The organism is Streptomyces sp. N50 (genome assembly GCF_033335955.1).
Classification (GTDB): Bacteria; Actinomycetota; Actinomycetes; order Streptomycetales; family Streptomycetaceae; genus Streptomyces.
The window spans coordinates 3,219,383-3,245,557 of sequence record NZ_CP137549.1 but is presented as its reverse complement, the minus strand read 5'-3'; the positions used below and the strand labels follow the sequence as shown (position 1 = coordinate 3,245,557).

23 protein-coding genes and 1 pseudogene are annotated in these 26,175 nt (G+C 70.6%); 13 read left to right on the top strand and 11 right to left on the bottom strand.

Going from position 1 to position 26,175, the window contains the following annotated elements; genetic code table 11:
- Positions 1 to 13 precede the first annotated feature (13 nt).
- From R2B38_RS14180 to R2B38_RS14150, 7 genes are all read right to left on the bottom strand, one after another.
- Positions 14 to 991 (bottom strand): DNA cytosine methyltransferase, encoded by a 978-nt coding sequence (locus R2B38_RS14180; RefSeq protein ID WP_318016561.1) that lies wholly within the window; start codon positions 989 to 991, stop codon positions 14 to 16.
- Positions 988 to 1,389, bottom strand: a complete 402-nt coding sequence (locus tag R2B38_RS14175) for a very short patch repair endonuclease (RefSeq protein ID WP_318021678.1) — start codon at positions 1,387 to 1,389, stop codon at positions 988 to 990. Before R2B38_RS14175 ends, R2B38_RS14180 begins: the two co-directional genes overlap by 4 nt.
- Positions 1,390 to 1,444: 55 nt before the next feature.
- Positions 1,445 to 4,333: a Z1 domain-containing protein gene (locus R2B38_RS14170; protein ID WP_318021677.1), complete on the bottom strand. Its 2,889-nt coding sequence runs from the start codon at positions 4,331 to 4,333 to the stop codon at positions 1,445 to 1,447.
- A gap of 121 nt (positions 4,334 to 4,454) precedes the next feature.
- The gene (locus R2B38_RS14165) at positions 4,455 to 6,035 is read right to left on the bottom strand and encodes an ATP-binding protein (protein ID WP_318016560.1); all 1,581 of its coding nucleotides are present in this window, start codon (positions 6,033 to 6,035) and stop codon (positions 4,455 to 4,457) included.
- Between the two features lie 161 nt (positions 6,036 to 6,196).
- The gene (locus R2B38_RS14160) at positions 6,197 to 7,234 is read right to left on the bottom strand and encodes an SEC-C domain-containing protein (protein ID WP_318016559.1); all 1,038 of its coding nucleotides are present in this window, start codon (positions 7,232 to 7,234) and stop codon (positions 6,197 to 6,199) included.
- A 372-nt stretch (positions 7,235 to 7,606) separates the two neighbouring features.
- On the bottom strand, positions 7,607 to 8,827 hold the full coding sequence (locus tag R2B38_RS14155) for an MFS transporter (protein WP_411978449.1): 1,221 nt from the start codon (positions 8,825 to 8,827) through the stop codon (positions 7,607 to 7,609).
- A gap of 89 nt (positions 8,828 to 8,916) precedes the next feature.
- Positions 8,917 to 10,392 (bottom strand): beta-1,6-galactanase, encoded by a 1,476-nt coding sequence (locus R2B38_RS14150; protein WP_318016558.1) that lies wholly within the window; start codon positions 10,390 to 10,392, stop codon positions 8,917 to 8,919.
- A 241-nt stretch (positions 10,393 to 10,633) separates the two neighbouring features.
- On the opposite strand from R2B38_RS14150, the gene R2B38_RS14145 reads away from it, so the two are divergent.
- Positions 10,634 to 11,413, top strand: a complete 780-nt coding sequence (locus R2B38_RS14145) for a class E sortase (protein WP_318016557.1) — start codon at positions 10,634 to 10,636, stop codon at positions 11,411 to 11,413.
- A 38-nt stretch (positions 11,414 to 11,451) separates the two neighbouring features.
- Here the strand turns inward: R2B38_RS14145 and R2B38_RS14140 are convergent, their stop codons facing one another.
- Positions 11,452 to 12,867 carry an MFS transporter gene (locus R2B38_RS14140; protein ID WP_318016556.1) on the bottom strand — a complete coding sequence of 472 codons (1,416 nt, stop codon included), beginning with the start codon at positions 12,865 to 12,867 and terminating at the stop codon, positions 11,452 to 11,454.
- A gap of 68 nt (positions 12,868 to 12,935) precedes the next feature.
- On the opposite strand from R2B38_RS14140, the gene R2B38_RS14135 reads away from it, so the two are divergent.
- The 4 genes from R2B38_RS14135 to R2B38_RS14120 all read left to right on the top strand — a co-directional run bounded on the left by R2B38_RS14135 (position 12,936) and on the right by R2B38_RS14120 (position 15,543).
- Complete coding sequence (locus R2B38_RS14135; RefSeq protein WP_318016555.1) at positions 12,936 to 13,463, top strand: helix-turn-helix domain-containing protein; 528 nt, start codon at positions 12,936 to 12,938, stop codon at positions 13,461 to 13,463.
- Positions 13,464 to 13,504: 41 nt separating this feature from the next.
- A complete protein-coding gene (locus R2B38_RS14130) occupies positions 13,505 to 13,795 on the top strand; it encodes a DUF6412 domain-containing protein (protein WP_318016554.1) in 291 nt (96 codons plus the stop codon).
- A gap of 87 nt (positions 13,796 to 13,882) precedes the next feature.
- On the top strand, positions 13,883 to 14,557 hold the full coding sequence (locus R2B38_RS14125; protein ID WP_318016553.1) for a YidC/Oxa1 family membrane protein insertase: 675 nt from the start codon (positions 13,883 to 13,885) through the stop codon (positions 14,555 to 14,557).
- A 128-nt stretch (positions 14,558 to 14,685) separates the two neighbouring features.
- The gene (locus R2B38_RS14120) at positions 14,686 to 15,543 is read left to right on the top strand and encodes a fumarylacetoacetate hydrolase family protein (protein ID WP_318016552.1); all 858 of its coding nucleotides are present in this window, start codon (positions 14,686 to 14,688) and stop codon (positions 15,541 to 15,543) included.
- Between the two features lie 78 nt (positions 15,544 to 15,621).
- On the opposite strand, the gene R2B38_RS14115 is transcribed toward R2B38_RS14120, so the two are convergent.
- Genes R2B38_RS14115 through R2B38_RS14105 form a run of 3 tightly spaced genes read right to left on the bottom strand, consistent with a single transcriptional unit; the run spans position 15,622 to position 18,146 of the window.
- Entirely contained in the window at positions 15,622 to 16,488 is an 867-nt protein-coding gene (locus tag R2B38_RS14115) for an LLM class F420-dependent oxidoreductase (RefSeq protein ID WP_318016551.1), read from the bottom strand.
- A 60-nt stretch (positions 16,489 to 16,548) separates the two neighbouring features.
- Positions 16,549 to 17,064 (bottom strand): heme-degrading domain-containing protein, encoded by a 516-nt coding sequence (locus R2B38_RS14110; protein WP_318016550.1) that lies wholly within the window; start codon positions 17,062 to 17,064, stop codon positions 16,549 to 16,551.
- Positions 17,061 to 18,146, bottom strand: a complete 1,086-nt coding sequence (locus tag R2B38_RS14105) for a Gfo/Idh/MocA family oxidoreductase (protein ID WP_318016549.1) — start codon at positions 18,144 to 18,146, stop codon at positions 17,061 to 17,063. The genes R2B38_RS14110 and R2B38_RS14105 overlap by 4 nt, the downstream gene beginning before the upstream one ends.
- A gap of 179 nt (positions 18,147 to 18,325) precedes the next feature.
- On the opposite strand from R2B38_RS14105, the pseudogene R2B38_RS14100 reads away from it, so the two are divergent.
- From R2B38_RS14100 to R2B38_RS14065, 8 genes and pseudogenes are all read left to right on the top strand, one after another.
- Positions 18,326 to 19,680: pseudogene (locus R2B38_RS14100) on the top strand (ROK family protein); the annotation flags it as partial.
- A 166-nt stretch (positions 19,681 to 19,846) separates the two neighbouring features.
- A complete protein-coding gene (locus R2B38_RS14095; protein WP_318016548.1) occupies positions 19,847 to 20,725 on the top strand; it encodes a hypothetical protein in 879 nt (292 codons plus the stop codon).
- 31 nt (positions 20,726 to 20,756) lie between these two features.
- Positions 20,757 to 21,512: a GntR family transcriptional regulator gene (locus R2B38_RS14090; RefSeq protein WP_318016547.1), complete on the top strand. Its 756-nt coding sequence runs from the start codon at positions 20,757 to 20,759 to the stop codon at positions 21,510 to 21,512.
- Between the two features lie 155 nt (positions 21,513 to 21,667).
- Entirely contained in the window at positions 21,668 to 22,792 is a 1,125-nt protein-coding gene (locus tag R2B38_RS14085; RefSeq protein WP_318016546.1) for a TIGR03364 family FAD-dependent oxidoreductase, read from the top strand.
- A gap of 5 nt (positions 22,793 to 22,797) precedes the next feature.
- A complete protein-coding gene (locus tag R2B38_RS14080; protein ID WP_318016545.1) occupies positions 22,798 to 23,496 on the top strand; it encodes a phosphonatase-like hydrolase in 699 nt (232 codons plus the stop codon).
- Positions 23,493 to 24,539: an ABC transporter ATP-binding protein gene (locus R2B38_RS14075; protein WP_318016544.1), complete on the top strand. Its 1,047-nt coding sequence runs from the start codon at positions 23,493 to 23,495 to the stop codon at positions 24,537 to 24,539. Before R2B38_RS14080 ends, R2B38_RS14075 begins: the two co-directional genes overlap by 4 nt.
- Positions 24,532 to 25,374, top strand: coding sequence for a 2-aminoethylphosphonate ABC transporter permease subunit (locus tag R2B38_RS14070; RefSeq protein WP_318016543.1), 843 nt, complete (start codon positions 24,532 to 24,534; stop codon positions 25,372 to 25,374). The genes R2B38_RS14075 and R2B38_RS14070 overlap by 8 nt, the downstream gene beginning before the upstream one ends.
- A complete protein-coding gene (locus R2B38_RS14065; RefSeq protein WP_318016542.1) occupies positions 25,361 to 26,158 on the top strand; it encodes an ABC transporter permease in 798 nt (265 codons plus the stop codon). The genes R2B38_RS14070 and R2B38_RS14065 overlap by 14 nt, the downstream gene beginning before the upstream one ends.
- Positions 26,159 to 26,175: the final 17 nt, after the last annotated feature.

The window sequence follows — 26,175 nt, the reverse complement described above, 5'->3', positions numbered from 1 at the left end:
GCCGGCCCAAAGATCATCCTTTACCGTTCAGGGCCGCCAGCACGGAACGGCCCAGTGCTCGCCCGACAGGAGGCGGGGTGGCCTGCCCGACCTGGCGGTACCGGGCGGTCTTGCGACCGGTGATCTCCCAGGTCCCGGGGAAACCCTGCAACAGCGCCGTCTGCTCCACCGTGAGCTTCACCATGCCGCCCCGACCGAGTTCCGGATTCCAGTCGAAATCGGGGTCGGGTGTCAGGTCACCGACGGTATGGGCGTTCACCCCCATCGTGGCCCATGTGTTCTTGGCCCCGGACGGTCCCAGATCGGCGCCGCCCCGGTTCCGTGAACCCCCGACGAGGGTCGGAGCGGGACGGTCCGCCTGGGCGGCCCAACGGGCCGCGTCCTTCCACCCGCGGGAGGCCATGGAGGCCTCCAACGCCGCGCCGACCGTCATGGGCTCCTCGACGGTGGGCGTCGGCGGCCGGAACGCCTCGGCCCGCTGCCGTTCCACGGCCACCAGCACGCCCTGCCGACGGTTCTGCGGCACCCCGAAGTCGACGGCGTTCAGCACGAACCAGCTGAACTCGTATCCCAGATGGGCCAGTTCGGCATGGGCGAAATCACGGAACTGCTGGTACTCGTCCGACTCCGCGAGACCGGGGACGTTCTCGATGAGCACCGCCCGAGGTCTGATCGCGTGGACGAGATAGACCGCGGCCTTCAACAGCCGCTCCTCCGCCCGCGAATCCGCCCGTCCGACGGTCGCGCTCGACCTCACCCGCGGCAGGCCGGCCGACAGGAGGTCCACGTCGAGGCTCACGGGGTGCTCGGCCGGATCGAAGTCCAGCAGGTCGGTGTGGAGCACGTTCCACTGCGGCCGGTTGGCCCGCAGAGTGCTGACGGCCGCCTCGTCGTCGTCTAGGAGCAGGCGCGGTTCGAATCCCGCCTGTTCCAGCCCGAGGGCGAGCCCGCCCGCGCCGGAACCCACGTCCACCAACGTCGGACCACTCATTCTTCTCTCCCCCTCGTCCGCTCCGTGAGCCGTTGTCCCACCGTGGCGACCACCCGTGCGGCCACCGCGTCCGGGGCCTCGTGCTCCCAGAAACGCAGCACCGTCCACCCCCGCGCGATCAGATGCTCCGTCGTCTCCCGGTCGCGGGCCATGTTCCGGTCCAGTTTCTCGCGCCACCACTCCGCGTTGGCCTTCGGCCGGGTCGCGTGCTCGGGACACCCGTGCCAGAAGCAACCGTCGATCAGGATCGCCACCCTGGCCCGGGTGAAGGCCACGTCGATGCGGCGCCGCGCCATGCCGGGCACCGGGTACTCCACCCGGTAGCGCAGCCCCGCGGCGTGCAACAGGCGACGCACGGCCAGTTCGGCCGCCGTGTCCTTGCTGGGCTGTCGGGACATGCGTGCGGAGACGCCGGGCGAGGAAGGTCTCACGTCGTCCAATGTTCGGATCGCCTCAGGAACGTGGGTCGGCGCGGTCGATGACCACCGCATCCTGCCGGCTGGAGTCGATCGTGCGGAACCGGACCAGTGGACGCTGCGGCCCCACCGAGGACCTGGGGGCGACGAAGGTGAAAGCCATCACGAGGTCACGCGGATCCACCGATCCGTCGGACAGGGTCCGGGGCTCGGACTCCACCACGGGGTAGAGCACCAGCGCACCCCGACGCGGACGCACGTACCGCTCGACGGCCGCGTTGCCGGTCAGCTCGGGGACCCCCGCCAGACGCATCGCCGCCGCCACGTGCTTGGGGTCGCGGATGGCACCGAAGACATTGCTCCGGCGCCGCGTGCGGTGGGCGAGGGAGAAGGGACCGTGCCCCATGACGCGGGCCTCGTTCCCGCGGCTCGACGTCTGCAGCGGGGTGACCACGACCCAGTCGTCGATCGTGCTCGGCTCCTGCCCGGCACCCAGCAGGAACTCCAGGTGGGGCGAGAACTGTTCCGGGATCGACCAACGGAGATCGCACAGCACCGTGAGCAGGTCCCGGTGGGACACCGTGCCCGACCGGGCGTCGAACCGGGGGCCGTCCTCCACACCGAGGGAGACCGGGGTGGGCGAGAGGAGGCCGAGGACGGGCTCCCAGCACTCCGTGTTGTGGCGCAGGGACTCGGGATCCTCGGGATAGGCCGTGGGTTCCTGCCACACACCCGCCGATCGCACCTCCACCAACTCGGCGTTGAACATCTTGTTCCGGGCCGACGGCTTCAACCAGGGCAGATGCTGGGCCACGAGGGGAGGGATCTGCGCCGGGGTGACCTGGGGACTGCCCTCCACCAGAGGGGCGTAGCGGGCGAGCTCGGCCCGGAAGACCTCCTCGTCGCGGCAGATCGCCTCGAAGGCCTCGTAGAGGTCGACCGTCTTCGAGGACCGGCCCCGGCCGAGCTGCTCCTCACGGCCGATGTACAGCCGGACGAGATCCTGGTAGCCAGGGCGGAAGCCGAACCAGCGGCCCATCTGCATCAAGGTGTCGGCCTGCTGGGTCGTACGGCGGTAGTAGGAGATCGTCAGGCCCTCGACGGTGAAGCCGCGGGACAGTTTCGCGCCGCCGACGAGGATCTTCCAGACGTTGGGGGTGCGGTCGAAGTCCAGGTCGGGCTGGGCGTAGTCGCGCTCGCTCTCGCCGTTGACGACGATGACGGGGGTGCCGCCTCTGTTGATGAGCCGGCGGGACTCGTACACGTACGGCTTGAGGTCCGCGTACGTCGTCGGGGTGGGCAGGGAGTCGTCCGCGTTGACCCGGACGTCCTTCTCGAAGAGGTCCGCCAGCCGGGCGTGGCCCTCGGGGCCCGTGTACGCCGAGTTGTGCCACAACGTGGTGATGCGCTGGGCGAGCGCGGTGTGCTCGACCATCCGCACGGACTCGTGCACGAGCATCGTGTGGTGGCGGAACGGTCCCTCGTCCACGCCGTGTTCGGCGCGGTAGAGCTTCAGGGCGCCGGCGAGGACGAAGGCGTCCAGTGCCTCCTGGAGCCGGTCGCCCGTCGACTCGTGGATGCCTCGGACGTGCCTCTCCTCGGCGCTGCCCGTCCCGTCCTCGACGCCGTCCAGGTCGTGGAAGTCCCGCACACCCATGTAACCGACGGGCCGGGGAAGGGAGATGAGGAAGTCGCGCGGGAAGATGTCCTTCTCGTCGCCCGGATCGATGAAGACGTTCGCGAACGGGGTGGCGGTGTAGCCCACGTACTGGGCGCGGGGCAGCAGTTGAAGAAGCTTGCTGATCTGACCGTTGATCGCGGTGCGGGTGACCGTCCCGGCCTCCCACTTCTTCGGGTCGGTGGTGTTCACCGAGGCCTGGTCCGACTCGTCGTCGATGATCAGGGCGGGGATCTCGCCGAGGGCCGGGCCGAACTTCCTGAGATCCCGGACCAGCTTCTCCAGAACCGACTTGTTCTTCTTCACGACCATGACGCGGGCCGGGGCGGCGTGCAGGTTCGCCGGGTCGTACAGCGGCAGATCGGGGTCGGCCTTCTTGAACTCCAGGGCGCTGATGCCGCGTTCGAGCGACATGTAGTCACGGTCGCGCGAGGTGAGGCGCTCGATGTCGAAGTGGCCGAGTACGGAGGGACGCGCACCGAAGGAGACGAACTTCTCGGGCCAGTCCTCGTCGTCCTGGTAGTCGACGCCGACCAGGGCGTCCGGGTCGTTCGCGTCGGCGGCGCCCAGGATGTTCTCCCTGCCGATCAGCTCCATGTCGAGGCGGCGCTGGGTCTGTCCGCGCAGCAGGTTGAGGGTGCCGCCCAGGACGATCACCAGCCGGTAGCCCGCGTCGACGGCTTTGGCCGCGACCCCCGTGAAGTTGGCGGTCTTGCCCGACTGGACGTACCCGACCACGAGTCCGCGAGCACCGTAGGGGGTGTCGCGGGTGGGGTCGGCGAGGCGCTCGACGACGGCGTGGGCAGCCTCCTCCAGGCCGGAGACCGCCGCGTCGCTCCACCCCTTGCGGCGCAACAGCCGTTCGTACGAGGTCCAGTAGAAGGAGCGGTTCGCCGCCTGCTCATGGGTGTACCAGGGCTCGAACTCGCGGCTGATGGTGACCGGACCCGGCTCCGTGTGGACGGGGACGACCGTGTCGAAGGCCTTGCGCAGACCGGTGTCGAAGGCGAGCTTCTCGTAGACCTCCACGCGTCGCTCCGGAGTACGGGGAGATGTCTCGGACCAGGCCGGGGACGTCTCGAAGTCCCAGGCGGTGAGCCGGCGGCGCCAGAGGGTGAGCAGTTCGTCGCCCGGGTCCGCTTCCAGGACGCGGTCCTGGAAGCGGAGCATGTCCGTGTCCCCGGGTTCGTCGCCGTCGGAGAGCGCGAACACCAGCTTGGCGAAGTGTCTGGGGCCGCGCCGGTTCATCGCGTCGAGGGCCTCTCCGTGCAGGTCGACGAGGAGGTCGGGAGCGGCGGGGGTGTTCTCGGTCACGGCGGTCGGGAGACTCTCTGTGGTGGCGGACGGGGACGGGCGGTCGGGGAGGGAACTACCCCTCGTCACGGGAGAGTTCGGCACGCACGGCTGAGACGAGCACGCTGTTCCACAGGGCGATCCTGTCGGTCTGGTTGGCCCAGAGCCGTTCCTTCTGGAAGATCTCGTTGAGCATCAGATAGAGAAGGCCCTTCAGGACCGGGGCGTCGTTGGAGCCACCGTGGCGACCACCGTTGAAGGCCTGGCGGTAGTCCCTGTTGAGGACGACCCGACGCTCCTTGTGGTCGATCGTGAACAGCAGATCCGAGGGGTCGACACCGTCGGGAACCGTGAGCCGGGCCCAGGTGAAGGTGATCGGTTCCTCGCCCTCCAGCTGTGGCAACTCGTCCCGGAGGGTTCTCCTCACCTTCGGGTCGATGCCCTTGCCCGGCGGGACGACCGCCTTGCGTCTGACCTCGGTGCGACGCCGGGCGGCCTCGCGGTAGGTGGTCTCGGCCTCCTGGACGTAGGCGGCGAAGGCATGACCGGTCGACGGGTCCGTCGCCTTCTCCAACCCGCGCGCGAAGGCCGGGGTGACCTGGACCCCGTCCTTCTTGACGGTCAGGGCGAACACGTCGTTCGGCTCCGGCGGCAGGTCCACGGCGATCCGGGCGAGGGAGAGATGACCCTCCGCGCTTCGGGTGTCGTTCCATCCGCCGGCCTGGACCAGCCGGTCGTTGCGATAGAGGTAGAAGCCCTGACGCTCGCTGAGCGACCCGATGCCGCGGTACGCGACGAGAGGCGACTTGGGCGGCCAGATGTGGGCGGTGAGACCGATGTCGCCGACCCCCGCGATGGGGGCGGTGTAGGTACGGGGATAGCCCGCTCTGCCGGGCACGCGGTATCCGAACGGGTCGATGGGTTCCACACCCCGGTGGTCCAGCTCCTCCCGGGTGTGCACGTCCTCGACGACGATGTCGATGTGGAAGTCCTCACGGGCGAGGAACCGGTGCAGATAGAGGCCCAGATGGGTCTCCAGCCGCTCGATCGCGTCCTCCAGGTACCGGTCGGTCTGGCCGTCCGTGATGGTCTCGAACGTGCGGACGTGGTCCCAGCGCACGATGGTGCCGTGCCAGCCGATGACGCCGTCGTACCGGTCGACCAGATCCTGGCAGTACGTCGCGTCCACGATGTCGCAGGTGAAGTCGGCCCGCGCGCGGGCGGTGAGCCAGCGGCGGCCGGCCGACGGGCTGCGTCTGGTCCGGCTGATCACGGTGAGCGCGTCGGCGTGCGAGAGGGACGCGGCCTTCAGACCGGCACCGAAGTGCCCGAGCGCGCCGGGCGCGTACCCCTTGCGGCCGCCGACGGTCATCGCCGTGTCCAGGCCCGGCTCGTCCATGCCGTCCCCGTTGTCGATGACGAGCAGCCCGACGAGCCGGTCGCGGCCGTCCCGCTCCCCGGTGTCCCGGAGGAAACTCACGACGATGTCACGGGCGTGCGCGTCGATGGAGTTGTCGATCAGGTCGGCGATGGCCGCCTCGAAGCCGTAGCCCTGGTGTGCGAGCGACTCGAACGACCTGGCCGCCGGCGGGAGCCGCTTGCTTCCACTGGTCGGTACGTCGAACTGCCAGTCGGAGGACGGCTCGTAGGGCGGCATGCAGGTGTTCCTCGCGGGCCGGGACACACCCGGACACATGCGGGCATGCCAGTTCAGCTGGTCACATGTGACGCTAGCGCGAACCAGCGATGAAGGAGCGACGGGATCGGAAGAAAACGGGTCCACGTTCCGAGGTGTCAGCCTTCGGAGCCGGGACGCCGTCAGGCTTGCGCGACCCCGTGACACTCCCCATAGGCCCGCCCCGACCCACACCAACAAGAAGCCCCCCGCTGAGGCGGCCAAACCACAGCCCGCCCCCGCGCAGCGAGAGTCGTCGCATACTGCGGCAACAGATCAACATCCCCCGGCGAAGCCCCTTCGGACGCCGCGAACGCCTCATAAGAAGGCACCGTCCCCGTGACGATCCCAAGGTTCGGCGTCCCGCTGGCCGCAAGCTCCCGCAGCGACCCCTCTATCGTCGCGAGGTGCTCCTCGTGCGACGGGTACTCCACCGCAAGGGACTCATACGCACCGACCAACTCGGTCAACTCCCCCTCGGGCCAGTGCAGTACGGCCACCGGGAACGGACGCGACAACGCCTCCCGGAACGCCCCCAGTTCCGCCCGCAGCCGCGAGATCTCGGCTTCCAACTCCGCCGGGTTGTCCGACCCCAGCGACCACACCCGCTTCGGATCATGCAGCTCGTCCAGGGAAACCGGCGACGAAGAGGACGCGTGGGCCGAATGCAACGTGTCCGCCAGCGTGTCCCACTCGTCGTGCGACACGCCCAGCATCCGCCGCACCCGGTGCCGGCCGTACAGCAACGGGTGGGTGGAGTAAGGCGGTTCGGGGACGTCGGTCAGGAGCAGCGTCACGCCCTCCGTGAACGTCTCCTGCGCCGCCTCCAACTCGTCGTGGGACTCAAGGGACTCCGCGACGATCACCCAGGGTGCGGGATCGCGGGGGGACGCGGTCCGTACCCCGTCGATGATGGCCCTGGCTTCGGCCTCGTGGCCGTACTCCCAGAGGTTCGAGGCTTTGAGGGCCCGTACCAGATGCGGGGTTTCCAGGGCGTCCGCCGAAGACAGCAGGCGGTCGTAGAGCGCGGTGGCGGCGGGGCGGTCGCCGGCCAGTTCCAGGTGGGCCGCGGCCTGGAGGAGCAGGGCTTCGGCGTCCTCGGGGTAACGGGCGGCGGTCCGCTCCAGGCGGGCCGCTTCGGCGGAGTGGTCGACGTTCTCGGCGGGCGTGTCGGGGCGCATGAACGACACGGTACTGCCGATGCCGACAGAGATGGAGGCAAGGGGAGAGATAAGCCCAGGTCGGCCGGTGAGGGTGGCGTGGGGGAGCGGTGAGAGCGCCGGCGGGGGCCGCGCCGCGGGGAACACCGGGTGGCTTCCCGGTTTCCGCCAGTTTCACGGCCGCCTCGCTTCCACGACCCCCATGCCTCTACGACCCCCATGCCTCTACGACCCCTGTGCCTCTACGGTTCCCGTGCTTCTACGGCCCCTCTGCCTCTACGGTTCCCGTGCTTCTACGGCCCCTGTGCCTCTACGGTTCCCGTGCTTCTACGACCCCCATGCCCCTACGACCCCATGCCCCTACGACCCCGTGCTTCTACAACCCCCGTGGTCCTACGGCTCCCGCGCTTCTACGACCCCTGTGCCTCTACGACCCTCACCTCCCGTTGCCCCGCCCTCCACCGTCCCCGTCCCCGTCCCCGTCCCCGTCCTCGCCACCGTCCCCATCCCCACTCCCATCCCTCTCCCGCCCCCCACAACCCCCCACGCCGCAACCCCCATAACCCCCAACCCCACCCCCACGATCCCCGCCCCCACGAACAACGGAGCCGCATAACCGAACCCCGCACTGATCACCAATCCCCCCGCCCAAGCCCCCACCGCGTTCCCCACGTTCGAAGCCGACACATTCGCGCTCGCCGCCAACGGCACACCCCCCGCCGCATCCGTAACCCGCGTGATCATCCCCGGCACCGTCGCGAACCCGAACACACCCAGCAGGAACACCAGGATCACCGAGGCCGGACGGCTGCTCGCCAACGCACCGAACACCGTCAACGTGACCGCCAACCCCGCCAGCGACACGAGCAACGTCCCGTCCCGGTTGTGGTCCGCCCCCCGCCCGCCCGCGATGTTGCCGACGACCAGCCCCGTGCCGTAGACCACCAACAGCCACGCCACATCCGTCGTCGAGAAGCCCGCGACCCGCGTGAAGGTGTACGCGAGGTAGCTGAACGCGCCGAACATGCCGCCGTAGCCGAGGGCCGTGGCTGTCAGGGTCAGCCAGACCTGGGTGGAGCGGAAGGCGCGCAGTTGTGTGCGGAGGTCCGCGCGGCCGCCCCTCGCTCCCGCCCATGCCGGTACCAGGACGGCTATGGCGAGCAGTGCCACCGCTCCGATCGCCGTGATCGCCCAGAACGTCGCCCGCCAGCCCCAGCGTTCGCCGACGAGCGCGCCGAACGGGACCCCCAGGACGTTCGCCACCGTCAGGCCGGTGAACATCAACGCCACTGCCCGCGAGGCGCGTTCGGGAGGGACCAGGCGGCGGGCGACGAGGGAGCCTATGCCGAAGAACGAGCCGTGGCACAAGGCCGCCACGACTCTGCCCAGCAGCATCACCCCGTAGCCGGGAGCCAGTGCCGACAGCAGGTTTCCTGCGACGAACAACGCCACCAGGCCTACCAGGACCGGCTTTTGGGGCAGGGAAGCCGTCGCCGCCGTCACCGCTATCGCGCCCACCGCGACCGTCAGCGCGTAGCCGGAGATCAGCCAGCCCGCGGCCGCCGTGGACACGTGCAGGCCGCGGCTCACCTGTGGCAGCAGCCCGGCGATCACGAACTCGGTCAGACCGATTCCGAAACCGCCGAGCGCCAGGGCGAGCAGGCCGAACCGCCCACCGCCGTAACCGACTTCCGACCCCGCGGTCAGATCACCACCCCGTCGATCTGCAGCGTCTGCACCGCCCCCGCCGCGAACGTCGCGCTCACCGTCTTGCCGCTCAGATACGTGTCCGAGTGGGCGGTGTACAGGTCGCCCCCGCCGCCCGTCACCGTGTTCCAACGCGGGACCAAGCCGCTCGAACCCCCCGCCACCGTCGTGAACTTGGACAGGTCGAAGGTCAACTTCGTCGACGACGAGCCTGTGTTGGCGGCGACGATCACCAACCGCTTCGCCGACGCGTCGTAGCCCGCCGCCGCGTAGCTCACGCCCGTGTCCAGGATCGTCATGCCGGGGCGGATGTGGCGGCTGAACTGGGCCATCACGTAGTACTTCGTCTGGACCGCGCCGGCCGTGAGCGTGCTCTGGTCGTACGCGATCATCGCCCAGCCGGACGACGGGTCCATGACCTGCCAGTACGTCCATGCCGTGGGGTGCAGCCAGCGGAAGTCGTAGAGGAGGTTGCCGGCCATCGTCAGGCCCGTGGAGTCGCTGTCGCCCGTCTCGGAGTTCCAGAGGGCCTTGCCCGATGTCGTCACGACGTCCGTGTAGAGGAGGTCTCTGCGGCCGCCCGAGCCCTGGTAGCCATGGACGTTGACCCGGTTCACATACCCCTTCGTCGTCGACGAGAAGGCGCTCCACGTCGTGCGCGCGAGGTCGTAGCTCGTCTCGTCGGACGCCGAGATCTTCGTGCTCGTCAGGCCGCGGCTGTCCAACTCGCTGCGGACGTACGGGAGTACGGCCGCCTGGACCGTCGAATCCATGTGGCAGCCCTCCTGCGTTCCCGTCGCCGTCCACCAGCTCGACGACGGTTCGTTGAAGGCTTCCACCGTCGCGAAGTTCACTCCCCAGTTGTTCTTCGCGTAGAGGGCTACGGACGCCAAGTGGGAGGCGTGCTGGCGGTAGTTCCAGGTCTGGAGGTTGTTGCCGCCGCCGGAGGCGCCCGACGGGTTGTGGTTCGAACACATCCACCACATCGGGGAGTTGGCGAAGAGCTCGGTGGTCGCGCCCCGCGAGGTGGCCTTCACCAGCATCGCCCGCTGGGTCGCGTCCGCCGTCCAGTCCCAGGCCGAGGAGGTGGGGTCCTCGTTGTTCCAGTCCTGCCAGTAGCCCTCGATCTGCTTGAACGCGGGGATGTTGGCGGAGGCGACCATCGACTCGCCGTTCACCGAGTTCCAGCTGCACGCGCCGAGGTTGTAACGGGCGATGTTCAGACCCAGGCCGGGGAGCGAAGTGCCGTTGTACGTCGTCGACTTGGTGGTGAAGAAGATGTCGGCGAAGTCGTCCCGGGCGCCGAAGACGTTCGCCCACCAGGCGAGCGAGGTGCCCCAGCCCTCCCAAGTGCCGTACTTCGTCGCCGGGTTGACCGCGATCGTCGCGTCGGCGCGTGCGGTGCCGGTCGCCAGGGCGGTGCCGAGGAGCCCACCGCCCGCTGCGGCCAGCAGGGTTCTGCGTCGGATCATCTCTACTCCCGATTCGCTCAACCGCCGGTCGTCCCACCGGCGTCGGCCATCCCCCCGGCTCGTGCCATCAGGAAGCATCGGGTGTGCCGCGTGAGGTTGTCGAGGGTTGTGACACCCCTTTCTAAAACCCGTGTACGAACCTGTACGGAGGGTCGAACGGGCACCCTTTCCGGCAATCGGAGCCATGAGTTCGGAGCCATGAGTCTGGTGAGTTCGCGAACCGGCCCTTATCGTGCGGCCCATGCGGGTTCCCGTCGTGCAGCACCGCGGCCGTCGACGCCGTGCGCTGGGCCGACGCGTCCTGTGGACCGGTGGGGAGTTCCTCGTCACCGCCGGGGTCGTCCTGCTCCTCCTCGTCGTTCACGAGCTGTGGTGGACCAACCGGGAGGCCCGTCAGGGCGCCGAGCACCAAGTACAGGCCCTGGAGCGGCAATGGGCGACACCGGGTGCGGGGAGCGGCGGTATGCCGTCGGCCAACAGCGGGTTGGCGGGCGGCAGTTCGCCGCGCCGGAGCACCTCCGCCGATGGCTCGACCGCGGTCACCGGCTCCGCCATCACCACCCCCCGCCGCTCCCAGGCCTACGCCATCCTCACCATCCCCCGCCTCCACCTCCGCGTCCCGATCGCGGAGGGCGTCAGCAAGCAGAACGTGCTCAACAAGGGGTACGTCGGTCACTACCCCGGCACCCAACAGCCGGGCCAGGCAGGGAACTTCGCGCTCGCCGGGCACCGCAACACCCACGGCGAGCCGTTCCGGTATCTCCCGCGACTGCGCCTCAAGGACACCGTCCAGGTCGAGACGAGCGCGGCCACCTACACGTACACGGTCGACAAGATCCTGCCGCAGACCTCCGCGTCCGACTCGGGTGTCATCCGGCCGATCCCGCGCTCGACCGTCAGACCGGCCTACGGCTACAGCCGACCGGGGTTCTACATCACCCTCACCACCTGCACGCCGGAGTTCACGTCCAGATACCGCATGGCGGTGTGGGGCACGCTCACCTCCACGCACGTCCGGTGAAGGGCCAACCACGCTGAATACCCAGCCGGGTTGAGGCCTCACGCCCGCTCCCGCAACACCCCCACACTCACCGCGGCCAGCACCGCGAGGCCGGCCGACACCACCATCGCGATGTCCGCGCCGCGGGCCAGTCCGCCGCCCGCCGACGTGGCGATCGCGATGGTCAGCGCGACCCCGGCGCACGAGCCGATATAGCGGAACGTCTGCTGCGCCCCCGACCCCATCGCCGCGCGCGCGGCCGGTACGGACTCCACGGACAGCAGCGGCAGCGCGGCGTTCAGCAGGCCGCTGCCCACGCCCGCGATCACCAGTCCCGGCAGCAGCCGTAGCCACGAACCGGAGTCCAGCGCGCCCAGCATCGTCAGGACGCCGGCCGCGTGGAGGAGGAAACCCAGGGCGAGTTGGTGCCGGGGCGGGACGCGGCCGGCGAGGCGGCGGGCCTGGAGGGCGACCGTGAAGGACAGGCCCGACCAGAGGAGGAACAGCCAGGCCGTGTCCATCGCGGACAGGCCCAGCGTCTGCTGCAGCAGCGCGGGCAGGAAGCTGAACAGGCCGATCACCGCGAAGCCCGTGAACAGGCCGCCCGCCGAGGAGGCCAGGAAGAGGCGGTGGCGCAGCAGGCTCAGGTCGATCATCGGGGTCGCGACCCGGCGTTCCACCAGCGCGAAGGCGCCGACCAGCACCACGGCCGCCAGCAACAGGAGTCCCACCGGCGCCCGCAGCCAGCCGTCCCGGCCCAGCGTGAGCGCGGCGACCAGGGCGACCAGGGCCAGTCCGAAGGTGACCGCTCCGGCGAGGTCGGGGCGTCCGCCGCGCGGCGCGCGGGACTCGGAGAGCGTACGGACGCCGAGGGCCGTCACAACGAGCGCCGCCGCGCCGAGCACGACGTAGATCAATCGCCAGTCCGGCATCGCGCCCGCCACCAGTGGGCCGACGGCTATGCCGCCGCTGACGAACGCGCCCCAGACGCCGGTCGCGTGCAGGCGGCCGCGCGGGGTCGGGAAGGCGTGCACGATCAGGCCCAGGCTGCTGGCGAGCAGGGCCGCGCTGGACGCGCCCTGCGCGATGCGGGTCAGGGTGAACAGCCAGGTCGAGGACGTGAGCGCGGAGAGCGCTGTCGTGATGCCGAGCGCGAAGGTGCCGGCCAGGAAGATCCGGCGGCGGCCGTAGTCGTCGGCGAGGCTGCCGGCGACCAGGAGCAGCGCGGCGAGGCCCAGCGGGGTGCCGTTCAGGAGCCAGGCCTGGGCGGAGAGCGGGGTGTGCAGGGCGGCGGCGATGTCGGGGAGCGTGACCATCGGCGCGGTGTACGTCATCAGCGCCACGGCGGTGGCCGCGCTGGTCAGGGCGAGGGTGGCGCGGGGGTGCGGCACGCTCGGCTCGGAGACCTGTGATGTCTCCGAGGCGGTGGGCGTCCCGGGAACCTCGGCGAGGGTTCGTTCACTGAACCTAGTCATGGGAAGCACCGTAGCACCTAAGGTTCGTTCATTGAACTTACTGTCGGAAAGTGGCTACAGTGGGGGACATGTCACTAGGCAAGGACTACGCGGGACAGGAGTGCTCGATCGCCCGGGCGCTGGAGGTGGTCGGGGAGCGCTGGACGCTGCTCGTCGTCCGGGACGCCCTCTACGGCGTACGGCGCTACAACGACTTCCTCGCCCACCTCGGCATCCCGCGCGCGGTCCTCGCCGGGCGCCTCCAGGCCCTCACCGCCGAGGGCATCCTCGAAAAGCGCCGGTACCAGGAGTCCCCGCCGCGCGACGAGTACGTCATCACCGAGCGCGGGATCGCCCTGTGGCCGGTGCTGCGCTCGCTCGGCCGGTGGAAGCGCGAGCAGTACGGCGAGATCCAGCTGCGCTACTTCCGGCACGCGGACTGCGGCACCGAACTCGGCTCCTACGGCGAGTGCCCCACCTGCGCCGTCATCGTCCCCGTCCCGGATGTCATCATGGACCCGGGCCCCGGACTCGACCAGAACCCGGCGGATCCGGTCAGCCGGGCGTTCCTCAAACCGAGGCGACTGCTCCAGCCGATCGAGCCGGATCCGGTATAACGGACGGTACGAGAACGGCAGTTGAGGGAGGGGGCGGGACCATGAACCAGCGTCGGGCGAGCGCCCTGCTGCTCCTCTTCCTGCTCCCGATCGTGCTGGTGGACACCGCGAGCCTGCCGGCCGCCGTCGCGCTCGCCGCGACCGGTACCGCCCTCGCCGTCTGCGCCCTCCTCACCGCGCGCAGCGCACCCGCCGTACCGCCCACCCGGGTCCGTACGGCCATCCGCGACCGCGCCCGCCGCACGGCGTTCCTGCCCCAGCGCGACCCCGACGCCTCGGGCCGCCCACGCCCCCGAGCCCCTGGACACCCCCTCCGGACGACCACCGCGTAAGGCGCTTTTCCTGCTGCCCCCGCGCTGAGCGTCGTCACGTCGCCATGCCCAAATCCCGGCACGACGAGACCCACGGAGGGCTCACCCATGTCCGTTTTCGCTGCCCTGGTCGACCAACTCGCCGACCTGCTCCACCCGTTGTTCGGCACGGCCGCGGCCGCCGCCGCGATCGTCCTGTTCACCGCTCTCGTACGACTCCTCGTCCATCCCCTGTCGCGGGCCGCGGCGCGAGGTCAGCAGGCGCGGGCCCAACTCCAGCCGCGCGTGGCCGAGTTGCGGAAGCGGTACGCGAAGCAGCCCGAGAAACTGCAGAAGGCCGTACTCGACCTGCACGCCGAGGAGAAGGTGTCCCCGCTGTCCGGGATCCTGCCGAGCCTGCTCCAACTCCCGGCGTTCTTCCTCCTCTACCGCCTGTTCTCCGGCGGCGGCGACGGGCTGCTCTCGCACCAGCTGTTCGCCGCGCCGCTCGGCGGACGCTGGGCCGACGCGCTCGCCGGGGACGGGATGTTCGGACCGGCCGGACTCGTCTACGTCGGGCTGTTCCTCGTCGTCGCCGCGGTCGCGACCTTCACCTACGTCCGCACCCGGCGCGCGGCCGCCGTCACCCCGGCCGGCACCGGCACCGGCACCCTCGGCAAGGTGCTGCCGCTCCTGTCCTACGGCACGCTGATCACCGTGGCCGTCGTGCCGCTCGCCGTCGCGCTGTACGTGGTGACCAGCGCGGCGTGGAGCGCCGTGGAACGGGCCGTGCTGTACACCTGACCGGCCGCGGTTACGGTCCAGTCCGTGAACCGGGTATTGCGGACTGGACCGTGAGCTTGGAGGATCGACCAGTCCTCCGATGGCTGCACCCATCGGTCGACCGTCCGCGATCGATGGAGATGGTGAACATGAAGCTGCTGCGAGTCGGTACGGCGGGGGCGGAGCGGCCCGCGCTGCTCGACGCCGAGGGGACCCTGCGGGACCTGTCCGGCATCGTCCCGGACATCGACGGGCCGCTGCTCGCCGACACCGCCGCGCTGGGCCGGATCCGCGCCGCCGCCGACGCCGGGGAACTGCCCGCGCTGGACGCCGACGGGCTGCGGGTCGGTCCGCCGCTGGCGGGGATCGGCAAGGTCGTGTGCATCGGGCTGAACTACCACGACCACGCCCGCGAGACCGGCGCGGAGCCGCCCGCCGAGCCGGTCGTCTTCTTCAAGGCCGCGGACACGGTCGTCGGGCCGTACGACACCGTGCTGGTGCCTCGTCAGTCCGTGAAGACCGACTGGGAGGTCGAACTCGCCGTCGTCATCGGGCGTACGGCCCGTTATCTGGAGTCCCACGAGGAGGCGCTCGCGCATGTCGCGGGGTATGCGGTCGCGCATGACGTGTCCGAGCGGGAGTTCCAGATCGAGCGGGGCGGGACGTGGGACAAGGGGAAGAACTGCGAGACGTTCAATCCGCTCGGGCCGTGGTTGGTGACGGCGGACGAGGTTCCGGATCCGCAGGCCTTGTCGCTGCGGCTGTGGGTGAACGGGGAGTTGAAGCAGGACGGGACGACCGCTGAGCAGATCTTCTCGGTGGCTGAAGTGGTGCGGTATGTCAGCCAGTTCATGACCTTGTACCCCGGGGACGTCATCAACACCGGTACGCCTGCGGGGGTTGCTCTTGGGCAGCCTGAGCCGAAGCCGTTCTTGCGGGCGGGGGATGTTGTGGAGTTGGAGATCTCGGGGTTGGGCAAGCAGCGGCAGGAGTTCAAGGACGCCTAAGGGGTGGGGGGTGCTTGTTGGTCTGCGGGTGCGCGCCCGTTGTGGCTGGGCGCGCAGTTCCCCGCGCCCCTGGAAAGCTCAGGTCAGTAGAGAGGCGAGCCTGCGCCAGGGCTCTCGGGGGAGGTCTTCGCGGGGGGTGTCGTCCACCACCTGTAGGGCTACGTGATCCGCGCCCGCCGCTGCGAAGTCGTCGATGCGGGCGCGGATCCGGGTGTCGTCGCCCCAGGCGAAGACCGCGTCGACCAGGCGGTCGCTGCCGCCGTCCGCGATGTCCGACTCGGTGAAGCTGTTGCGGAGGAAGTTGGCGGTGTAGTTCGGGAGCGCGAGGTAGGGGGCGAGGGCCTCGCGGGCCAGGGTGCGGGCTCGGGTCGGGTCCGACTCCAGGACTACCTTCAACTCCGGGGCCAGGAGCGGGGTTTCGCCCAGGATCTCGCGGGACTGTGCCGTGTGCTCCGGGGTCACCAGGTACGGGATCGAGCCGGCCGCGCGGTCCCGGGCCAGCTCGATCGTCCTCGGGCCCAGCGCGGCGAGGAGGCGGCACCCGGCGGGTACCCCGGCCGTGTCCAGGGCGTCCAGATGGGCGACCAGGGCCGAGTACGGGCGGCGGTACTCGGCCGTGTTCTTGGCGTGCGCCACCCCGAGGCCGAGCAGGAAGCGGCCCGGGTGGGCCTGCTCCAGTTCGGCGAAGCTCGCCGCGCTCTCGGCCGCCGTGTACTGCCAGATGCTCTGGATGCTGGTCCCGACGGCGATACGCGACGTCGCCTCGATGAGCGGGACGGCGTTGCGGGCGGCGCTGCTGCCGCCCAACCAGACCGCGCCGTAGCCGAGTTGCTCCAACTCCGCGGCGGCCTCCGCCAACTCGCCGCGCCGGGACGGATCTTCCGAGCGCAGGCCCACGCTCCAGATGCCGTACCGGCCGACCGTTTCCTTCAGGGTGCTGCTCATCGGTGCCGTTCCCTCCGGTGTCGGACGTGTCGGTCAGTCCCAACCGGGGGGAGCCGCGGGTTAATTCCGGTCCTGGTCCAGGAACTGCTCCAGTGCCGCCACCACGAACCGGTGGTCCTGCAACTGCGGCAGCCCGCTCACCGTCACCGTGCCGATCACGCCGACGCCCTCGACCCTGATCGGGAACGAGCCGCCGTGGGCCGCGTACTCGTCCGGGTCGAGGCGGGAGGAGTCCTCGAAGGTGCTGCCCTTGGCGCGGAAGCGGGTGCCGACCAGGTAGGAGGCGGCGCCGAAGCGTTCGACCACCTTGCGCTTGCGGTCGATCCACGCGTCGTTGTCGGGGGAGGAGCCCGGAAGCGCCGCGTGGAAGAGCTGCTGGCCGCCGCGCCGGATGTCGATGGCTACCGGGGCCTGGCTCTCCCGGGCCCGTTCCACGAGGAGGGAGCCGAGGGCCCAGGCGTCTTCGTAGGTGAAGCGCTGGAACACCAAGTGCCGTTCCTGTGCTTCGAGTTCCTCCACCGTCGGGGTGATCTCGGGGGCGATCCGCTGAGTGATCGCGGGCTTGTTCTGGGTCACAGGGTCACCGTCACTCCGTCGCGGGCGCTGCGGCGCGCGGCTTCCAGTACGTCGAGGGTGGCGGCCGCCTCCAGGGCGGTCACCGGGTTGGGGGCGCCGTCACGGAGGGCGGCGGCGACGGCCGCGTAGTACGCGGGGTAGTCGCCGGGGAGGGTCGGCTCGGGGCGGCCGCCGCCGGTGAGGGGGGACTCGCCGGCGCCGACCCGGCCGTAGAGCGACTCGGGTTCCTGGCCCCAGGTCTTCTCGGTGCCCGGGCGCCTGCCGTCGCGCAGGTCGGCCTCCTGGGGGTCGAGGCCGTACTTGACGTAGCCCGCCTTGGAGCCCAACACGCGGAAACGCGGGCCGAGTTGGGCGGTGGTCGCGGAGACGTACAGGTGTGAGCGGACGCCGTTCGTGTGGGTCAGGGCGAAGAACGTGTCGTCGTCCGTCTCCGCGCCCGGGCGGCGGATGTCCGACTCGGCGTACACGGAGGCGGCGGGGCCGAAGAGGGCCAGGGCCTGGTCCACGACGTGGCTGCCGAGGTCGTAGAGGAGACCTCCGATCTCTGCCGGGTCGCCGGACTCGCGCCAGCCGCCCTTGGGCTGCGGGCGCCAGCGCTCGAAACGGGACTCGAAGCGCCAGACGTCGCCCAGTTCGCCCTCGGCGAGGAGCTTGCGGAGGGTCAGGAAGTCGTTGTCCCAGCGGCGGTTCTGGAAGACGGAGAGGAGGAGGGAGTGCTCCTCGGCGAGGGCCGCCAGCTCGCGGGCCTCGGCCGCGGTGCCGGCGATCGGCTTGTCCACGACGACCGGGAGGCCGGCCTTGAGGGCGGTGGTCGCGAGCGCCACGTGCGTCTTGTTCGGGGACGCGATGACGATCAGGTCCAGGTCGTCGGCGCGGGCGAACAGGTCGTCGGGGGTCGCGGCCGTGCGGACGTCCGGGAACTCCGCGCGGGCCTGTTCCTGCCGCTCCGGGTTCGAGGTGACGACCGTGTCGAGGGCGAGACCCTCGGTCGCGGCGATCAGCGGGGCGTGGAAGACGGAGCCGGCGAGGCCGTAGCCGACGAGGCCGACGCGGAGGGGTGTGCGAGTCGTGCGTCCAGTCATGCCCTCCACTTTCGCAACGCTGTTGCCAAAGTGCAAGTGGTGGGGACAATGGGGGTGTGGACAACAGTGCGCGGGGCGGGAGCGGTGGCGGGGACGGAACCCGGATGACGGGGGCGGGTGCGGCTCGGGGTGCGGGTGCGAGTGCGGGCCGGGGTGTAGTGGCGGGTGCGGGTGCGGTGGGGGCGAATCTGCTTGCCGTGCGGAGTCATAACGCCGCGTTGGTGCTCGATCTGCTGCGGACGGCCGGCGCGGACGGGATCAGCCGGCTCGAACTCGCCGAGCGCACCGGGCTCACCCCGCAGGCCGTCAGCAAGATCACCGCGCGGTTGCGGGACTCCGGGCTCGTCGCGGAGGCGGGGCGGCGCGCGTCCACGGGCGGGAAGCCGCGCACGGTCCTGCGGTTGGTGCCGGAAGCCGGGCATGCGGTGGGGGTGCATCTGGACCGGGATGAGTTGCGGGTGGTGCTTGTCGATCTCACGGGTGCGGTGGTGGGGGAGCGGGGCGCTTCGCTGGATCTGGGGGCGGGGGCCGGGGTTGTCGTGGAGGCGGTGGCTCGGGAGGTTGAGCTGTTGGTGGGGGAGGTGGCGGGGGCGGGGGTGCGGGGGGTGGTTTTGGTGCGGGTGCGGGTGCGGGTGCGGGTGTCGGTGGTGGCTCGGGGGATGTCGGTGTGGAGGGTGGCGGTGCGGACGCCGGTGCGGCGGGTGCGGGCGTCGAGCGGCGCCTCGCGGACTCCGGGCGGTCTGCCGGTTCCGGGCGCGTTGCTGATGCTGCGGGTCTCGCTGACCCCGGGCGCCCCGCCGACCCTGCGGGTCTCGCTGACGCCGCGTCCCTCGCCGACTCGGTGCCCGCCGCGCAGCGCAGCTTCACCGCTCCTCTCCTCGGCGTCGGCGTGGCACTCCCCGGTCCCCTCGATCATGCGCACGGCATCCTGCACCGGGTCACCGGGTTCCCCGAGTGGGACGGGTTTCCGTTGCGGGACGCGTTGGCTCGGCGGCTCGGGGTGCCGGTGGTCGTGGACAAGGACACGAACGCCGCCGCGCTCGGACTGGCGGTCGGCGGCGAGGGTGGGGCGTTCGCCTATCTGCATCTCGGGACCGGGCTCGGTGCCGGGCTGGTGATCGGCGGGGGTGTGCACCGGGGGGCGCGGACCGGGGCCGGCGAGTTCGGGCATCAGGTGATCCAGCTGGACGGGCCGCCCTGCGACTGCGGGAACCGGGGTTGCGTCGAGGCCCTGTGCCTGGCCGCCGTGGCGCGCGGTGATGTCGATGAGGCGGCGCGGGTGCTCGGTGCCGGTGCCGCGAATCTCGTGGGCCTGCTCGACATCGACCTCGTGCTGCTGGGCGGCCGTACCGTCGCCGCCGACCCGGAACCCTTCGTGCGCGGAGTCGCCGCCGTCCTCGGCGAACGCGCCCGGCGCGAGGGCGCCCGCGAGGCCGCCGTACCCGTACGGGTCGCCCCCGGCGGGGCGCGGGGCGTCGCGGAAGGGGCGGCGCAGTTGCTGCTGGGGCCGCTGTTCGGACGGGCGGACGGGTAGGCGGGTAGGCGGCCGGGTGGGTGACCCAGGAAAGCGTGACGCCTTCGCCGGATCCGTAACACTTCCGCCGAACAGGGGTCCCGCCGCGCCCGTTCGAGGCATTCGCGGCCCGCGCTCGGCACGGCACCCCTGATCGGCGGCGCCCCTCCGGCACGCTCATGTGTTTATGCGACTTCCCCTGAGTCCGCGCACCCCACTGCGCACACCCCTGTCCCGGTCTCTGCCCCCGCACCAGTCCCTGCCCCTGTCCCGGTTTCTGTCCCTCTGCCTCGCCGCAGCCGCCCCCCTCCTCGTCACCGCCGCCCCACCTGCCCAGGCGGCAGCCGCCACCACCCCCGCCCACGCAACGGCCGCCGCCGCCCCCGCCTGCGCCGCCCCCGACGCCCGCGCCTTCCCCCTCACCACCCGCATCCACGACGGCCCCGACACCTATGCGGCCGGCGGCGGCTACGGCACCTGGTACCTCGACCTCACCAACACCACCGCCCGCCGCTGCACCGCGATCCACCCGGTCGTCGTCCTCGTCGACCAGCAACGCGCCCTGAAACCGTCCCAGCCCAAGCTCGAGTTCTACGACGGCACCCGCCCGCGCCCGCACCCCGTCCACTTCGAGAAGACCGACGAGGCCGAACTCGTCGGCGCCTTCGACGACGGCTTCCCGGGGTTCACCGTCGACCCCGGCAAGACCCTCACGGTGAAGGTGCGCCTCGCGCTCGCCCCGGACGCCGTCGCGAACGAGATCACCGCCGACGCGGCCGTCGTACAACGGCATGCCGACGACGGGGACTGGATCGGTCAGTCGAACGACTACCGGTTCGACGTCGAGGCCGCCGACCCCGCCGACGTCGAAGGCGTCCCGACCGGCTCGGCCAGTTCCCCCGCCACCCCCGCTCCGTCCGCCGCGACCTCGCCCCCCGCCGAGGACCTCTCGTTCACCGACGAACTCGCCAGCACCGGAATCGGCCCCGCACACCTCGTCCTCGCCGCCGTGTCCGTCCTCCTCGTCACCAGCGGCGCCCTGCTGCTGGCGCGGAGGCGCCGGTAACGCGAACCGCGACCTCTGCGACGATCTACGCGTGGACTACCCGAACGACCAGGCCCCCGGCGCCCCCGTCCGCTCCGGCATCCCGGAGCACGGCCGCATCCCCAAGTACTACGCGGTCAAGGCTCAAATCGCCGTGCTCGTCGACGAGTTGGGGGAGGGCAGCCTGATCCCCACCGAGCGCGACCTCTCCGAGCGGTACGAGGTCGCCCGCGAGACCGTGCGGCAGGCGCTGCGCGAACTCGTGCTGGAGGGCAGGCTGCGCCGGCAGGGCCGGGGCACGGTCGTCGCGGGTCCCAAGCTGGAGCAGCCGCTGTCCCTGGCCAGCTACACCGAGGGCGTACGGCGGCAGGGGCGCACCCCGGGCCGCAGCCTCGTCACCCTCGACCGTTTCCCCTGCACCGACGCCCTCGCCGCCGAGACCGGGCTGACCCGCGGCGAACCCGTCTGGCACCTGGAGCGCGTCCTGCTCGCCGACGACGAACGGGTCGGCCTCGAAAGCACCTACGTCTCCGTCGCCCGGGTCCCGCACCTCGACACCGACTTCGAGCCCGACTCGTCCTTCTACGGCTACCTGGGCGCCCGTGGCATCCACTTCGGCGACGCCGACGAACGCATCGAGACCGTGCTCGCCACCCCGCGCGAGGCCCTCCTCATCGGCACCCCGCCCGCCCTCCCGATGCTGCTGATCCACCGGGTGTCCAGGGACACGGAGGGCCGCCCGCTGGAACGGGTCCGGGGCCTGTACCGGGGCGACCGCTTCTCCTTCACCACGCACCACAGAGGCTGAGGAACCCGGGGGCTGAGAACCCCGAGGAGAACCCGCCCTACGGCCTGCAAGTATCACGGATGGATAACGGGTCTAGCCCAAACGTGATGGGTCGTTCACGCTTTCGTTGGGAGCCGGACCTTTCCGGTTCCCGGATCCCGAGGAGCGTGGCCGTCGTGAGAGTGACAGTCGTCGGAGGCGGCGTGGTGGGCACCATGCACGCCTGGCAAGCAGTGGAACGCGGCCATGAGGTCGTACAGATCGAGCGCGAGGCGGAGGCTCGCGGCGCGTCGTTGCGCAACTTCGGGCAGATCTGGGTGAGTGGCCGCGCGGGCGGGGAAGAGCTCGAAACCGCCCTGCGCGCACGGGAGTTGTGGGAGGAGATCGGGGCCCGCGTCCCCGCGCTCGGCTTCCGGGCCAACGGTTCGCTGACCCCCGTCAGGGGCGACCGCGAACTCGCCGTCGCCGAGGCCGCCGTAGCGCGGGAGGACTCCGCGGCGCGCGGCTACAAGCTCCTCACTCCGGCCGAGGCCCGTGCCGTGAACCCCGCCCTGCGCGGCGACTTCACCGCCGCCCTGTACTGCGAGCGCGACGCGGCCGTCGAACCCCGCACCGCCCAACTCGCCCTGCGCGCCGAGCTGTCGAAGTCCCCGAACTACAGCTTCCTGCCGGGCCGCGAGGTTCGCGAGGTGATCGGCGAACACGCGGTGCGCGACGACCACGGGGACGTGCACGCCTCCGACGCGGTCGTGCTGTGCACGGGCGCCTGGCTCGGCGGACTCGTCCGCGAACTCGCCGGGCCCGAACTCCCCGTCCGCCGCGTCCGGTTGCAGATGATGCAGACCGACCCGCTCGGCGAACCGCTCACCACGTCGATCGCCGACGCGGACAGCTTCCGCTACTACCCCGCCTACCGCGGCCGGGCCCTCGACCAACTCAACGCCGAGCAGCCGCAGTTGCCGACCCCGGCCGCCCACGCCATGCAACTCCTCATGGTCCAGCGCGCCGACGGCGGACTGACCATCGGCGACACCCACGAGTACGAGCACCCCTTCGCCTTCGACACCACCGAGGCGCCCTACGACCATCTCGCCGAGGTCGTCGAGTCGTTCCTCGGCCGCCCCCTCCCGAAGATCCGCCGCCGCTGGGCCGGCGTGTACGCGCAGTGCACCGACCCCGCCCGCGTCGTCCACCGCCAACAGGTGCGCGACGGCGTGTGGTTGGTGACCGGGCCGGGCGGGCGCGGCATGACCTGCTCCCCGGCGATCGCCGAGACCACCGCGAACGAACTGGACTGGTGACCCCCATGACCTCCCTCATGAACCCCACGACACCCGGCACGACACCCGACATCCGTCTCGTCGTCCTCGACATGGCCGGCACGACCGTCGCCGACGGCGGCCTGGTCGAGGAGGCGTTCGCGGCCGCCGCCCGGCACATGGGCGCCGAACCCGACTCGATGCTCGACCACGTCCGCGCCACCATGGGCGAGTCCAAGATCTCCGTCTTCCGCCATCTGTTCGGCGAGGAGACCAAGGCCCAGGACGCCAACAAGGCCTTCGAGGCGGCCTACGCCGACCTCGTCGACGCCGGCCGGGTCGCCGCCCTGCCCGACGCCCGCGCGACCATCGAAACCCTCAAGTCCCAAGGCCGCACGGTCGTGTTGACCACCGGCTTCGCCCGCGCCACCCAGGACGCGATCCTGGCCGCCCTCGGCTGGCAGGGCCTCGTCGACCTCACCCTGTGCCCCGCCGACGCGGGCGGCCGGGGACGTCCGTACCCGGACATGGTGCTGACCGCCTTCCTGCGTACGGCGGTTGCCGACGACGTACGGCAGATGGCGGTCGTCGGCGACACCTCGTACGACATGCTCAGCGGGGTCCGCGCGGGGGCGGGTCTGGTCGCCGGTGTGCTGACCGGCGCGCACGACGCGGACGCGCTGCGGGCGGCCGGGGCGGGTCAAGTCCTCGACGGCGTAGGACAGTTGCCCGGAGTCCTCGCATGACGAACGGCATCCGCTTCGACTCCGTCACCGTCGCCTACGACGGCACGGTCGTCCTCGACGCCCTCGACCTCACCGTCGAACCCGGCGAGGTCATGGCCCTGCTCGGGCCGTCCGGCTCCGGCAAGACCACGGCGCTGCGGGCGGTCGCCGGGTTCGTACGGCCGGTGTCGGGGCGGGTGTTCCTCGGGGGCCGTGACGTCACCGACCTGCCGCCGTACCGGCGGGGGGTCGGGATGGTCGTGCAGCAGTACGCGCTCTTTCCTCACCTGCGGGTCGAGGAGAACGTGGCGTTCGGGCTCAGGGCGCAGAAGGTGCCGCGCGGGGAGATCCGTACCCGGGTCGCCGAGGCGCTGGAGATGGTCGGCATGGGGGAGTACGCGCGGCGCCATCCACGGGAGTTGTCCGGTGGGCAGCAGCAACGCGTGGCGATCGCACGGGCGTTGGCCATCCGACCCGGGGTTCTCCTTCTCGACGAACCCCTCTCCGCGCTGGACGCGCAGCTGAGGTCCGGGATGTTGGGTGAACTCGCCCGGCTGCACCGGGAGTTGCCGGATGTCTCGATCCTCTACGTCACTCATGACCAGGTCGAGGCGCTCACTCTGGCCGACCGGATCGCCGTGATGGACCGGGCTCGGCTTCAGGAGTGCGGGACGCCGAGGGAGTTGTACCGGGCGCCTAAGAGCGAGTTCACGGCTTCCTTTGTCGGGAGCGCGAATTTGTTGCCGGTGACTGTGGGGGAGCGCGGGGTTTTCTTCGGGGAGCAGCGAGTTGAAGTGCGGGGGGTTGTTTCCGGGGGTTCGGCGACGTTGTGTGTGCGGCCGCATCTGGTTGGGCTCGGCGCCGGGCCGAATGAGCTCTCCGGAACGGTGAGTGACGTGCAGTGGCGGGGGGCTACTCATCGGCTCTACGTGGGTGTGAATGGGCATCGGGTTGTGGCTGATGTACCGGAGTTGAAGAAGCCGCCTGTTCATGGGGACGCGGTGACTCTTCATTTCGCTCCCGATGATGCGGTGTTGCTGGCTGTTGGAGCTGGCGATGAGTGAGGTTGTTCGTCGGGTGCGGCTGAGTGGGGGCTGGACGCGCCCACGCGGCGGTAGCCGCACATCAAATACAGCCCCGCGCCCCTGGGGGGTTGCCCTTGTGCCTGTTGCATTGCTCGGGCTCTTCTTCCTCTACCCCCTTGCCCTCGTTGTTCGGCAGTCCTTTCAGCCGGCCACCGCCTACGCCGACGTCTTCTCCTCGGAGTTGTTCCGTACCGCCCTCTGGACCACCGTCTGGATCGCGGTCGTCTCGACCCTCGGATGCATGCTCCTCGGGTTCGTGCTCGCGCTGATCATCGCCTTCGTCCCCTTCCCCGGAGCCAGAACCGTCGCCCGCTTCATCGACGTCTACCTCTCCTTCCCCTCCTTCCTCATCACGCTCGCGCTGCTCTTCATCTACGGCAGCACCGGGATCGTCGGTTCGTTCCAGTTCCTCGCGACGCCCTGGGGTGTGCTGCTCGCGGAGGTCACCTACTTCACGCCGTTCGTGATGCGGCCGCTGCTCGCCGCGTTCTCGCAGCTGGACACCGCGCAGTTGGAGGCGGCCAGTTCACTCGGGGCGCGGGCGCCCCGGATCATCCGGCAGGTCATCCTGCCGGAGGCGCTCCCCGCGCTCGCCGCCGGCGGGAGTCTCGTACTGGTCCTCTGTCTCAACGAGTTCGGGATCGTACTGTTCACCGGGGCGAAAGGGGTCACGACCCTCCCCATGCTCGTCTACAGCAAGGCGATCCTGGAGTCGGACTACCCGGGCGCGTGTGTGGTCGCCGTCGTCAACGTCCTTATATCCGTGGGGCTTTACGGCCTCTACCGGGTGGTGAGCCGCCGTGTTGGTGCATAGCCGCAAGGCGAAGTGGGCCGTGTGGCTGGTCTTCGCCGTCCTCTTCCTGCCCCTCTTCGCGCTGCCCCTCCTCGTCGTCCTCGGGGCATCCTTCGCCACCAACTGGTCCGGGGTCCTGCCCTCCGGTCTCACCACCTCCCACTACTCCGCCGCGACCCGGGGTGAAGCCCTCCAGGCGCTCACCACCAGCCTGGTCACCGCCCTCACCGCGAGCCTGTTCGCACTCGGCGTCGGGACCTGGGCCGCGCTCGCCGCCGCCGGGCTCAAGAAGCGTCAACGCCGGGTGATGGACGCCCTGTTCGTCCTGCCGGTGGCCGTGCCGTCCGTCGTGGTGGGCCTCGCGATCCTCGTCGCGTTCTCCAAGCCGCCGATGCTGCTCAACGGCACCCGGTGGATCGTGATCCTCGCCCACACCGTGCTCGTGACCGCCTTCGCCTACCAGTCCGTGTCCGCCGCGATCGTCCGCCTCGACCCGGCCTACGAACAGGCCGCCGCCTCCCTGGGCGCCCGGCCGCTGTACGTCCTGTGGCGGATCCGGCTGCCGTTGCTGCTGCCGTCGCTCACCGCCGCCGTAGGACTCTGCTTCGCCCTGTCCATGGGCGAGTTGAGCGCCACGATGATGCTCTATCCGCCCGACTGGACCACGCTTCCGGTCCTCATCTACTCGGCCACCGACCGCGGCGCCCTCTTCGCCGGGTCCGCGCTCGCCGTGGTCCTGATGACGGCGACCCTGCTCGTCCTGCTCGTCGTCTCCCGGGTCCGCAACCGGGCCTCGTACCGCTGATCCACCCGCACCTCAAC